This is a genomic window from Pseudomonas sp. SJZ077 (genome assembly GCF_007993905.1).
GTDB classification, from domain to species: domain Bacteria; phylum Pseudomonadota; class Gammaproteobacteria; order Pseudomonadales; family Pseudomonadaceae; genus Aquipseudomonas; species Aquipseudomonas mandelii.
Map to the genome: position 1 here is coordinate 210,673 of NZ_VIUJ01000007.1, position 11,599 is coordinate 222,271.

Annotated in this window: 11 protein-coding genes and 1 pseudogene; 9 read left to right on the forward strand and 3 right to left on the reverse strand. The window is 54.4% G+C overall.

Features of this window, described 5'->3' with window-relative positions; all coding sequences use genetic code 11:
- Nucleotides 1-60 precede the first annotated feature (60 nt).
- The 8 genes and pseudogenes from FBY01_RS13490 to FBY01_RS32230 all read left to right on the forward strand — a co-directional run bounded on the left by FBY01_RS13490 (nt 61) and on the right by FBY01_RS32230 (nt 8,301).
- Nucleotides 61-1,179 carry a glycine betaine/L-proline ABC transporter ATP-binding protein gene (locus tag FBY01_RS13490; protein ID WP_145307990.1) on the forward strand — a complete coding sequence of 373 codons (1,119 nt, stop codon included), beginning with the start codon at nt 61-63 and terminating at the stop codon, nt 1,177-1,179.
- Nucleotides 1,176-2,024: a proline/glycine betaine ABC transporter permease gene (locus FBY01_RS13495; RefSeq protein ID WP_145307988.1), complete on the forward strand. Its 849-nt coding sequence runs from the start codon at nt 1,176-1,178 to the stop codon at nt 2,022-2,024. The genes FBY01_RS13490 and FBY01_RS13495 overlap by 4 nt, the downstream gene beginning before the upstream one ends.
- Complete coding sequence (locus tag FBY01_RS13500) at nt 2,021-2,875, forward strand: proline/glycine betaine ABC transporter permease (protein WP_145307986.1); 855 nt, start codon at nt 2,021-2,023, stop codon at nt 2,873-2,875. Before FBY01_RS13495 ends, FBY01_RS13500 begins: the two co-directional genes overlap by 4 nt.
- 233 nt (nt 2,876-3,108) lie before the next feature.
- The gene (locus tag FBY01_RS13505; RefSeq protein ID WP_145307984.1) at nt 3,109-4,107 is read left to right on the forward strand and encodes a 4-hydroxyproline epimerase; all 999 of its coding nucleotides are present in this window, start codon (nt 3,109-3,111) and stop codon (nt 4,105-4,107) included.
- A 101-nt stretch (nt 4,108-4,208) separates the two neighbouring features.
- Nucleotides 4,209-5,222, forward strand: a complete 1,014-nt coding sequence (locus FBY01_RS13510; protein WP_256664415.1) for a GlxA family transcriptional regulator — start codon at nt 4,209-4,211, stop codon at nt 5,220-5,222.
- A 76-nt stretch (nt 5,223-5,298) separates the two neighbouring features.
- The gene (locus FBY01_RS13515) at nt 5,299-6,228 is read left to right on the forward strand and encodes a DMT family transporter (RefSeq protein WP_145307982.1); all 930 of its coding nucleotides are present in this window, start codon (nt 5,299-5,301) and stop codon (nt 6,226-6,228) included.
- 204 nt (nt 6,229-6,432) lie between these two features.
- Nucleotides 6,433-7,446, forward strand: a pseudogene (locus FBY01_RS32225) (cache domain-containing protein); the annotation flags it as partial.
- 87 nt (nt 7,447-7,533) lie between these two features.
- On the forward strand, nt 7,534-8,301 hold the full coding sequence (locus FBY01_RS32230; RefSeq protein WP_372241866.1) for a methyl-accepting chemotaxis protein: 768 nt from the start codon (nt 7,534-7,536) through the stop codon (nt 8,299-8,301).
- Between the two features lie 452 nt (nt 8,302-8,753).
- On the opposite strand, the gene FBY01_RS13525 is transcribed toward FBY01_RS32230, so the two are convergent.
- The 3 genes from FBY01_RS13525 to FBY01_RS13535 form a co-directional block, all read right to left on the reverse strand.
- Complete coding sequence (locus FBY01_RS13525) at nt 8,754-9,362, reverse strand: trimeric intracellular cation channel family protein (protein WP_145307978.1); 609 nt, start codon at nt 9,360-9,362, stop codon at nt 8,754-8,756.
- Between the two features lie 87 nt (nt 9,363-9,449).
- On the reverse strand, nt 9,450-9,776 hold the full coding sequence (locus tag FBY01_RS13530) for an AzlD domain-containing protein (protein WP_145307976.1): 327 nt from the start codon (nt 9,774-9,776) through the stop codon (nt 9,450-9,452).
- Nucleotides 9,773-10,510, reverse strand: a complete 738-nt coding sequence (locus tag FBY01_RS13535; RefSeq protein ID WP_145307974.1) for an AzlC family ABC transporter permease — start codon at nt 10,508-10,510, stop codon at nt 9,773-9,775. The genes FBY01_RS13530 and FBY01_RS13535 overlap by 4 nt, the downstream gene beginning before the upstream one ends.
- Before the next feature lie 146 nt (nt 10,511-10,656).
- Between FBY01_RS13535 and FBY01_RS13540 the strand changes: the two genes are divergently transcribed.
- The gene (locus FBY01_RS13540) at nt 10,657-11,535 is read left to right on the forward strand and encodes a LysR family transcriptional regulator (protein WP_145307972.1); all 879 of its coding nucleotides are present in this window, start codon (nt 10,657-10,659) and stop codon (nt 11,533-11,535) included.
- Nucleotides 11,536-11,599 lie beyond the last annotated feature (64 nt).

Below are 11,599 nucleotides of genomic sequence, written 5' to 3' on the forward strand. Positions count from 1 at the left end.
ATTTATTCAGCTGCCGAACTTGAAACAACAATACCTGATAACAGGTTCGATAGGATTGCCATGATTACTCCAAAGTTAGACGTTAACGATGTGCTGGTAAGCTGCCAGTCGGTCTGGAAAATTTTCGGTGAGAATTCTGCAGCGGCTATGAAAGCCGTCGTCGAAAGGGGCCTGACCAAGAAGCAGATTCTTCAGGACTATAGCTGCGTCGTAGGCGTGTCTGATGTCAACCTAGAGGTTCGCCGTGGTGAGATTTTCTGCATCATGGGCCTGTCCGGCAGCGGTAAATCCACACTGATTCGCTTACTCAACAAACTGATCACTCCCAGCTCTGGCAAGGTGCTAGTTGGGGGCCGTGAATTATCGGCACTGAACGCTGCTGAATTACGTGCGGTAAGAGCCCGGCAAATCGGCATGGTGTTTCAGAGCGTAGCTTTGTTACCGCACCGTACCGTGCTGGAAAATACCGCTTTTGGACTTGAGGTACAGGGAGTAGCCAAGGCCGAGCGATTGAAGGTGGCCGAGGCAGCATTGACCAAGGTCGGCCTCGCTGACTGGATACATCGATACCCTGACGAGCTGTCTGGAGGGATGCAGCAGCGGGTGGGCCTGGCTCGCGCGCTTGCCGCTGATCCGCAGGTGATCCTCATGGATGAGCCCTTCAGTGCACTTGATCCGCTTATTCGTAGGCAATTGCAGGACGAATTCCGCCAGCTGACTAAAGAGTTGGGTAAGTCAGCGGTCTTTATTACCCACGACCTGGATGAGGCAATCCGAATCGGCGATCGTATCGCGATCATGAAAGACGGAATGATCATCCAGGTCGGAACGGCAGAAGAAATAGTGCTGAATCCTGCCGATGACTACGTAGCCGAGTTCGTCGCAGGCATATCGCGGCTTCACTTGGTCAAAGCCAAATCGGTGATGACTCCGGTTTCGCTGTACAAGGCGGCGCATCCGAATGTTGATGTCAGCCGATTACCCACTACACATCCAGACGCTGATCTTGATCAGATCATTGGGCTGGCTGTGGCCAATGATCGCGATGCGATTGCCGTTATTGAGGGCGGAGTTATCGCAGGTGTCATCACGATGCGTGACTTGCTTCGAGGTGTGCAGGGTACTGCGAATGAGTATTCGCAACCTGCGGGTGAAACGTTGGTGGAGGTGTCGTCATGAATATTGAAAATTTCCCCGACAGCTTTGACTCGACTGTAGACAGCGGACTCGCATGGCTTTCCGACAATGGCGCGGGGCTCTTCGACACGGTAAACGATGTACTCAAAGGCATTTACGAAGGCCTTCTCTGGCTGTTCAACCTGCCGCCGTATTACGTGGTTGCAGTGCTGATCGCGCTGTTGGGTTGGCGCCTGGCTGGGCCACGTTTCGCCATTGCTACGTTGATAGGGATGCTGTTCTGCGCCTTTATCGGTTTGTGGCCAGAAACCATGGGGACGTTGGCTTTAGTAGTCGTCGCGACTTTGATGGCGCTCGTGGTAGCCATTCCGTTGGGTGTGATAGCCGGATTGCTGCCGGCGATGGATCGCATGATTGAACCCACTCTCGATCTCATTCAGACCATGCCGCCTTATATCTACTTGCTGCCCGCCATCGCACTCTTAGGCTACGGCACAGGCACAGCGCTGATCGCGACATTCATCGTAGCGCTGCCCCCCGCGTTTCGCCTGACTTCGCTGGGTATTCGCATGACTCCCAACGAATTCATCGAGCTGGGTAATGCAAGTGGTGTCACTGGTTGGCAGATGTTCGTGAAGATTCGTCTGCCCTTCGCAATGCCGAGCATCATGGCGGGCATAAACCAAAGCCTCATGATGGCATTCGGCATGGTGGTTATCGCCGGGATAGTTGGCTCTGGTGGACTGGGTGAGACTATTTACGGCGCGATCCGCACCCTCGACATTGCCAAATCGATCAACGCTGCAATCGCAATCGTAATACTGACAATGGTGCTCGACCGCTTGGCGCAGAGCGCTGCGGCTCAGCAAGGGGGTAAACGATCATGAGCGATCCAATCATTCAATTCTCCCCAGGCAAGCACATCGCTCCATTCGTGGACTGGTTCAACACCAATCTGCATGTCGTCTCTAAAGCCATAAGCGTGGCGGTGGAGGTCAGCTTGCACGCCATAGAAGGTGCGCTGCTGGCATTGCCTCCCTTGGCAGTTATCGCCATCGTCGCTATCGCCGTGGCGCTGATCGTACGCGTACGTGTCGCTGTGTTAGCGGCTGTGATGTTGGGGTATTGCCTGATCTCAGGTCTCTGGATTGCTTCGATGCAAACCATTGCGTTGGTATCGGTCGCCGTACTCATATCCGTATCGATAGCGTTTCCACTAGGCATCCTTGCCTCACGGGTAAAACGTTTTGATGCGGCAGTGCGCCCCGTACTCGATGTCATGCAGACCGTTCCACCATGGGTCTACCTGATTCCAGCGGTCATGATTTTCAGCCTGGGACGCGTCCCCGCCATCATTGCCACTGTGGTCTATGGGATTCCCCCGATGCTGCGGTTGACCACTCTGGCGCTTAACCAGGTACCAAAAGAAATGATCGAGCTAGGCAATGCCATGGGTGCGACCAAACGATCAATTCTTTTCAAGATTGAGATTCCCTTGGCCACTCCCACGCTGATGGTGGGGTTGAACCAGTGCATTTTGTTATCTCTCGCAATGGTGGTGTTGGCTGGCCTGGTCGGAGCCGGTGGCTTGGGCGCGGAGGTAACCCGAGGGCTCACTCGTATGGAAATGGGGCTTGGGCTGCGAGCGGGGCTGGCCATCGTTGCTGTGGCGCTGCTTCTAGATCGCGTCAGTCGTGGGTTACTGAACCGTAATCGTCGACTCGCTGGCACACGTTGAAGGGGTGAGAGATCGTTTTCCAACAGGGCACGTACATCGATTGCAGCGCCAACAGTCTGGAAGTTGGCCGTAGCAAATTTGATGTGAACGATCCCTGTTGGGAACATGCATTCTCATTTCCAAGTCGATCACTGTAGCAAGTGCCATCGTCAATCTGGGCATGATCTGGATTGACGATTCGATGGCACGCTGCGGCCTCGTTCCCAAGTGAATTTCTTTGAAATGGATTCAGCATGAGACGTAGCTTTTTTTGCATTGACTCACACGCGTGCGGCAATCCGGTTCGGGTAGTGGCAGGCGGTGGGCCTTTACTGCCGGCGGTTTCCATGGCCGAACGCCGAGAGATTTTCGTCCGCGATCATGATTGGGTCAGAACCGCTCTGATGTTTGAGCCTAGAGGGCACGACATCATGTCCGGAGTCATCATCTACCCATCCTCCCGTGAGGATTGTGACTTTGGTGCCTTGTTCATTGAAGTCAGTGGTTGTCTGCCCATGTGTGGGGCGGGCACCATTGGGCTGTCGACCGTTGTCATTGAAGAAGGCCTGGTTACACCTCGCGAACCTGGAAAACTTGCTATTGAAACACCTGCGGGACGGGTCGATGTCGAATACACCATGGGCGGCGAATTTGTTGAGTCCATTCGCTTATTCAACGTGTCCAGCTACCTGCACAGTGCTGATGTGGTCGTGGATGTGCCAGGTGTCGGCGCGTTTATGGTGGATATCGCCTACGGTGGCAATTTCTATGCGGTGGTCGAACCACAGGAGTGCTGGGCTGGATTTGACGGACAAACGACAGCTGACATAGTGAGGTTGAGTCAGAAGCTGCGCTCAGCACTGTCGGTCATTTGTGATCCTGTGCATCCAGAGAACAGCAGAATCAGTGGAGTTCACCACATCATTTGGTGTGACAAACCAAAGAGTGGAAACGTACATGGTCGCTGCGCGGTGTTCTACGGAGATAAGGCTATTGATCGATCTCCCGGTGGCACCGGGACATCTGCACGCATGGCTCAACTCTACGGAAAGGGACGGTTGAACGTAGGCGACACTTACCGACTTGAAAGCCTGATTGGCACAATTTACGAAGGCAAAGTCGAGGCTGCGACCAGTGTCGGCTCGTTTGACGGCATAAGGCCTAGCATCAGTGGTTGGGCAGAGATTACAGGGCACAACACCATCTTCGTAGATGACAAGGATCCTCTGGCCCATGGTTTCCAACTTGCGTAACTAGCTTGATCGTGGCGCGAGTGGTTGTTCTTGCGGATGCCAGGACTCAATCAAATCAAGCGCCAGATCCGCGTCAGTAAAGAAAATGTACGAGGCGAAAGGTGATCGAACGGCGAGATTTTAGTGGGTGCATGAAGGGGAAAAACCTTCGTTATCTGGAAGAGGTTCGGATAGATCCCATGCCTCATGCGCGGGTAGGTTTTTTACTTCTCGAGCATTTTTCACTACCTGCTTTTACACAGGTGCTCGACACCATTGTGACCGCAAACCTTTTGAGCCCGAACTTGTTCGCGTCACGAACGTTTGGGTTGCAGGATGGCGAAGTAAACAGTGACCTTGGCTTAGTCATTCGACCCGATGCACGTTTAGAAATGAGCGCGCTTAAACACCTTGATTTGCTGGTCATTTGTGGCGGTTACAGGACGGAACTCAAAGTCCATCACAAGCTGATTAGCATCCTTAAAATGGCATCGGAACTTCGTATCACGTTAGCTGGGCTCTGGAACGGGGCTTGGTTTATGGGCGTTTCAGGGTTGCTTGAGGGGTATCGCTGTGCGATCCATCCCGAGCAACGATCAGCGCTCGCAGAAATTTCTAAAGCAACCAACGTAACCAGTGAAGCGTTCGTCATCGATGGAGACAGGCTTACGGCATCCAGTCCAGCCGGTGCATATCACATGGCCTTGGCATGGATGAAAAGGCTACACGGTAAGGCGCTAGTCGATGGCATCGAAGACATTCTTTCGTTCGAAGAGTCGCGCTACCGGCGCATCAAACCGGCGCAGCATTTCTCGCTAAGCGCCCCCCTGCGTGAAGTGGTCAACTTGATGGACGCTAACCTCGAAGAACCGCTGCAAATGGATCAGCTCGCCATTTATGCCGGACGTTCTCGTCGGCAGATTGAGCGCCTGTTCAAAGAGCAATTAGGAACCACGCCTCAACGGTACTACCTCGAGTTGCGCATCACCGAGGCGCGCCGGTTACTTCAGCACACGGAGCTTTCGCAGGTAGAGGTTCTGGTCGCCTGCGGTTTTGTTTCGCCAAGCCACTTCAGTAAATGCTACAGCTCGTTTTTTGGTTACCGGCCTTCAAAAGAAACACGGCTAGTGAGGTGAGGAGCATTCATCAATCGTGTTTGTCGTAGTCGATTGCGATGCGTTTTCCCATAAACAAGAGCAAAGGGAGTCAGGCATGACGGAGATGCAGTTGAAGGGTGATCAAGAAAAGATTGCTAAGCAGTTAGCCATGCCAACTGCAGCGATTGCATCACAAGCCTCAAGACCTCTGCTCGGCATTATTTTATGCCTCCTTTCGATGCTGATTTTCGCCGGCCAGGACGGCGTCACCAAGGTACTCGTCAAAGACCTGCCGGTGGCACAATTGGTCATGGTGCGCTACTGGGTGTTCGTCATTTTCGCAATCGGATATGCGGCTTACCAAGGGAGCGTCAGGGAGTCTTTGCGCAGCAGGCACCCTTGGCTTCAAATCATCCGCGCGCTGATAGGCGTGGGTGAAATAGCGCTATTCGGGATTGGTCTGCGATATTTAGGGCTAGCAGAGATGCACGCGCTCTACGCCGTATTTCCCCTGATAACCCTGGGATTGGCGGGGGCCTTCCTTGGTGAATTCATAGGACTTCGTCGTTGGATTGCTGCCGCTATTGGTTTCACCGGCACGCTGATAATCCTGCGCCCTGGTGCCGGCGTCTTCGAGCTTGCAGCCTTGATTCCATTGCTGTCCGCATTGGGGTTCGCGGTATTCAACGTGCTGACACGCAAAATCAGCCAGAACGACACCTTCGCGACAAACATGTTTTACATGGCGGGCTTTGGAGCAATAGCAGTCACGATTGTGGGATTGCCTGGATGGGTCACACCCACTCCCATGCAGGGGATATTAATGGGCGTGCTGTCATTGACCGGGGTAATAGCGCAACTTGTCCTCATTCAAGCGCTGAAGTACGCCACTGCTGCAACTCTTCAACCCTTCAACTACGCGCTTCTAGTTTTCGCCACATTGATCGGCCTGATCATTTTCGGAGAGCTTCCTGATACCTGGACGGTTGTTGGAGCGGCCTTAGTGATTATCGGGGGCATGTACGCGATCAAGTCGAAGACGTGAAAGCCACCAGCTTTAGCCCATAAGCAGGGTGATGCCTCCGCCTGCTCCGAGAGACCCCGTCAAGTCCGTTGCTACCCCAGCTATCTGTCCCCGGGTTCCCGGGGCTAATCAACTGTTGCAGGAACATCCATGACCATAAAACAAAAACTAACTTGGGCATTCGCCAGCATTGCTTGTTTACCCGTAGTCATCACTACTGCGGTAATGATCGTTAATCTGCGAGGCCAAGCGCAGGGAGACTTCATTGAAAATAGCACCCGCGAGATCCGACAGATTGACAACGCCATGAACCTGTTTTTCGACGGCATCGCCCAGAACGTTGAATACTTGGCCAACATGCCGCAAATCACGGATCTCACTGATCTGAAGAACTACTCAAGCGCTGAAGCGGCACAGCTACCGCTTCCAACCAGTAATCAAGAGGTGTTGAAGCTGTTCACGAGCTTTGCCAGCAGCCATCCCAGTACAGCCTTCCTTTCCAAAGGCCAGGTGGATGGCGGTTACGCTACGTGGCCTGACGTCCCCAATATGGCCAACTACGACCCGCGCGTTCGCCCTTGGTACAAGACCGCCATGGCATCGCCTGGAAAGACAGTCCGCAGTGCTGCCTACTACTGGGCCGGAACCAACGTCACACTGATGGCAACCGCGCGGACAGTCAATAACGCCCAAGGCGCACCTGTTGGCGTGCTTAGCCTAGATGTATCTCTGAATGACCTAACCGATATGCTCAAGCGGATCAAACTGGGCCAGAGCGGCTACCTGATGCTGGTGGAAGCCAACGGTAACGTCCTGGTAGATCCGAGCAACCCCGAACACAACTTCAAATCATTGAGTGAGTTGGGCAGTAGCTACGCCGAGTTGGCTAATGCCAAGCAGAGCCTTATGCAAGTCGATCTCGATGGCGTGTCGTACATGGCCAACATTTGGTCGTCGGATAGGCTTGGATGGCGTTTTATTGGCCTCATCCAGCGAGACGAGGTGATGTCTAAGGCAACACATCTAACCTGGCTCATTGCTGGAATCGCATCAGTATTGGTGCTGATTTTTGCTTTAGTCGGCACAAGAGTCGCGGGGCTGATTGTGCGGCCAATTCGCAGCGTGGCCGGTGGATTGGAAAGTATCGCTCAAGGTGAAGGCGATCTGACCCGCAGCCTGGAAGTTCGCGGCCAGGACGAAACCGCCGTTCTAGCCCGCTGGTTCAACCAATTTCTCGGGGCGATTCGGCAGCTAGTTCAAAGCATCAGTTCTGCTTCCGGCGAGTTGCGGAAAGCCTCGGATAAGACAATTGAAGTCTCGCATGACATGAATAACGCTGCTGGCCGTCAACGGGAGGCGGTTGAACTGGTGTCTACAGCGTTCAATGAAATGGTGGCCACGGCCAACGAAGTGGCACGTTCCTGTAGTGCAGCCGCGACTTCGGCTAAAGCAGGCCATAGCCAAGTGCACAACGGCCAGTTGCGCATCGATGAGGCTACCGGCAGCGTTAGCCAGCTTAGCGAGAACCTGCTGAAGTCGACACAGGCCATAGAGTTGTTGGCCCAAGACAGTAAAAACATAAACACGATTCTCGATACCATCCGATCAATTGCGGAGCAAACCAATCTGCTGGCACTAAACGCAGCTATCGAAGCCGCGCGAGCAGGTGAGCAAGGTCGTGGTTTCGCTGTGGTGGCCGATGAGGTTCGCGCTTTGGCTAAGCGCACTGCTGACTCTACCGGTGAGATCGACAACCTACTCGGCGGCTTGGCGCAACGTACCCAGGAGGTGACCGCGCAGATGCAAAGCAGCTTGTTAATGTCGCAAGCCAGTGTTGAGCGCATCCATCAAGCGCGGGAAAGTTTCGAGCAGATTCGCAGTTCGGTAGACGATATCCGCAGCCAGACCACACAGATCGCTACCGCAGCTGAGCAGCAGCACCAAGTGGCGGAGGATATCAATCGGCACATCACCCAGATCCACGCCGATGCGCAGTTGGTGGAAGAGCTAGCGCAGTCCGCACGCAGTGACTCGGGCACATTGGCGCTATTGTCGGGCGAGTTGCACGGGCTGGTGGGGCGTTTCAGAACTTGAATCTAGGAGTGGGTAAGTACCCGATTTGAGGAGGGATTGCTCATTGGTGTGATCACATTGAGTGGGACAGCTTTAGTGCAGTTGTCCCACTCAATGAGGCTATGTTCACTCCGACCGAATTGAGCGTCGTCCAAGTCATGTACACCTAAACCGACAGCGGTAAAAACAGCGCCGAGCACACAAACTGCACTCCAGCCAGCGCATCTCCATGCCAAACTTGCTCCAGCCGAACGTATAGGAAACGATGGTGTTTGCGGCGGAGTACAGAAGCAGGGAGATAATCGGAAGTGTATTTCTTCGACCCAAGCTGCAGAGCGTAGAGGTTATGAGTAGAGTTTCCGCCGTGCTCACCCCATCAGATCAGAAGGCCTACTGGAACACCGCCTTAGCGTCATCAGTTTTCAAGAGATCCAACGTGGCCGTTTTTCCGGACAAATGTAGTGGTCAACAAATTACCCCTGCTTCGTGGAGAGAATCGCAGGCATCTGAAGATACCGGTAAATGGCCAGAAACCTCAGGCCAACGGTGAAAATCAAAGCGATCCAACCGGCGACCCAGTCCGACGGGAATATGTTGCGCAACACAACATACAGGGTGCATCCCAACAGGATTGGTGTGGCGTATATCTCCCGAGACATCAACAGTGAAACTCTTCCCGCCAGGACATCGCGTGCTATACCGCCTCCAATGCTGGTCAGCACACCCATCATCACTGCCAAAGGTGCGGCGAGCTGCAAATTCAGTACTTTCTCAGTCGCGGCCAGTCCAAACAGGGCAGCGGCCAAACCATCGAGATAGAGCAGCAGGCGGTAACGTCGTTGTAATCGTTGGGTCAGAAAAAACGCCAGCAGTGCGGCAACCAATGCAGCCCAAATGTAATTGAAATCTGCAATCCAAAAGATCGGTAGATTCAGCAACAGATCCCGTATCGTGCCGCCACCGATAGCGGTGATGATGCCGAGCACCACAGCACCGAATAAATCGACATCGGCTTTTTGGATAGCCAGTACACCGGTGATAGAAAATACGGCAATGCCAAGCATTTCCTGGAAGTAGAGCATCTTCTATTCCTTTCTCAGGTCAGTGTTCAATGCCATCAATCGTCTGTTGAGTACACACGGTTACGCGACGGAAAAATCACTAGATTGCTAGGCACCCAAGTTTTTCAGTGCCCACAATGCTCCCAGACCGACCACCAGCGTGAGCAAGGTGCTTTTGGTTCGCCAGGCAGCCAGGCCTGCCAGGATGGCGGCGGGAATTTGCGGGTTGCTCCAGTCGAACGCCGCCTGCCGATCCGGGTACACCACCGCCGGCAAGACCAGCGCGGCCAACACGCTAGCAGGCACGTACAGCAAGGCACGGCGCAGCAGCGGTGGAATGCGCAAGCATCCATAAAACTCGATAAACGACAGACGAATAGCGAAGGTGCCGGCGCCGATCAACAGGAACAGGCCCCACTGGGAGAGCTCACTCATGATGCCTCCTGTTCGGCGTCATCGCCGCGTGCGGTATTCAGGTCTTTTCGCAGGTGCTCGACGGTAAGCCCGGAGATGACCCCGCCAAGGGATGCCGTCAGCATGCCCAGGTTGTAGGGTAAATCGATTGCCAGCACCGCCAGCGCACCTCCCACCAGGGCGGCGCAGAGCGTTGCAGCACTACGAATGCTGGGGATCAAAAGCGCCAGAAATGACAGCGGAATCGCAAAGCCCAATGACCAGGCTTCGGGGATGCGCGCACCCAGGATGACACCCGCCAGCACCGCAAGCGTCCAACCGAGCCACATCGTGATCGCTGCCCCGACGTAGTAGTGAAAAGCGTAGCGTCCCAGTTCGCCAGAGGCGGATCTTAGGCTGAACAGCGCGAAAACTTGGTCGGCGAGCAGATAGGACAGAGGCCAGGTCTTGCGCCGGGGTAAGTGGTGCAGGTGAGGTGCCAGGGATGCGCTGTACATTAGAAAGCGAAGATTGATCACCAGAGCGGTGATCACCATGGTCACTGGCAGGGCGCCATTTTGCAGTAACTGCAGTACCGCTATCTGCGCCGAGCCGGAATAGAAAAGCAGAGTCATGCCCATGGTGGTGGTGAGTGACATCCCCATTCCGGCAGCGCTGACCCCAGCGATCAAGCCGAAAGGAATGACCCCGGTGGTGAACGGGGAAGCGGTGTGAGCACCGTGCATGAACGCATGTGTCCCACTTCGATAGTTCATTTGAATTCCTTGATTGTGATCAGACTGATGGCTGCGCGTTGCGACTCGCGTCAGCAAGGAAAGTCAGATCAAAATAAAGCTCGGGCTAACTGGGAACAACGGGAGATTTCTGAAATATTAGGCCTAGAAAAAATGAGGTTTACGACATGTATCTGGACTCGCCCGTAAGGCACACATTGCAACTGAATGCTCTGCGTGCATTCGAGGCATCTGCACGCCTTGGCGGCTTCGCCCGGGCGGCCAATGAGTTGAAGGTGACGCCAGGCGCCATCGCGGCACAGGTCAAGGCCTTGGAAAATGAATACGGCGCAGCCTTGTTCGAGCGCCATGCAAAGGGTGTCAGGCTGACGGCGCTGGGCGAGAGCATGAAGGAGCAATTCATCGAGGCATTCGATGCCGTGGAGGAAGCCGCTCGAACCCTTCGGCGACTATCTGCACCACAACGGGTACATATCGTCACTTCCCCCGCGTTGGCGGAGTTGTGGATTGGGCCGCGACTTCCCCGCCTTACCGAAATCCTGGCGCCCATAGAAATATCGGTCACCGCCGTCGATGAGCCTCCCAACCTTAAACGCAGCCCATTCGACCTGTGCCTTTTCTACACCGCGCAACTGGAACGCGGACAGCGGATGCTTGCCGTCGAGGAAGTGCTACCGGTCTGCGTACCTGCGCTGGCGTCACGGATCACCCAACCTAATGATCTTGCCAATGTCCGGTGTATCGCAGATGTGGGATGGAGTGACTGGGAGATATGGACTCGCTCAGTCATGCCTGGTCAGAAGTTCGTAGCCCGTGGGCCCGGTTTTTCCTTGTACTCCATCGCCGTGCAGCAAGCTTTGCTGGCAGCAGGGGTACTGATTGGCCGCCGCAGCCTCATACAGCGGTATCTGGACAGTGGTGAGCTTGTTGCGCCGATTGATCAATCGATACCACTTGGTATGGTCATCGCTGCCTGGAAGCTGCCAGGCGCCAAGGGCAATAGGATGGTGACTGAAGTGGAAGAAACGTTAATGCAGCTGGCATAGAGACTGAGTCGCGCCGACGCCTATGCACAAACCCTCTCCATGGAGAGGGAGTTGATGTTGGAAA

Coding starts and splice junctions, on each gene's coding strand:
- FBY01_RS13490 (WP_145307990.1), top strand. CDS start 61: ATGATTACTCCAAAGTTAGACGTTAACGATGTGCTGGTAAGCTGCCAG.
- FBY01_RS13495 (WP_145307988.1), top strand. CDS start 1,176: ATGAATATTGAAAATTTCCCCGACAGCTTTGACTCGACTGTAGACAGC.
- FBY01_RS13500 (WP_145307986.1), top strand. CDS start 2,021: ATGAGCGATCCAATCATTCAATTCTCCCCAGGCAAGCACATCGCTCCA.
- FBY01_RS13505 (WP_145307984.1), top strand. CDS start 3,109: ATGAGACGTAGCTTTTTTTGCATTGACTCACACGCGTGCGGCAATCCG.
- FBY01_RS13515 (WP_145307982.1), top strand. CDS start 5,299: ATGACGGAGATGCAGTTGAAGGGTGATCAAGAAAAGATTGCTAAGCAG.
- FBY01_RS32230 (WP_372241866.1), top strand. CDS start 7,534: ATGAATAACGCTGCTGGCCGTCAACGGGAGGCGGTTGAACTGGTGTCT.
- FBY01_RS13525 (WP_145307978.1), bottom strand. CDS start 9,362: ATGCTCTACTTCCAGGAAATGCTTGGCATTGCCGTATTTTCTATCACC.
- FBY01_RS13530 (WP_145307976.1), bottom strand. CDS start 9,776: ATGAGTGAGCTCTCCCAGTGGGGCCTGTTCCTGTTGATCGGCGCCGGC.
- FBY01_RS13535 (WP_145307974.1), bottom strand. CDS start 10,510: ATGAACTATCGAAGTGGGACACATGCGTTCATGCACGGTGCTCACACC.
- FBY01_RS13540 (WP_145307972.1), top strand. CDS start 10,657: ATGTATCTGGACTCGCCCGTAAGGCACACATTGCAACTGAATGCTCTG.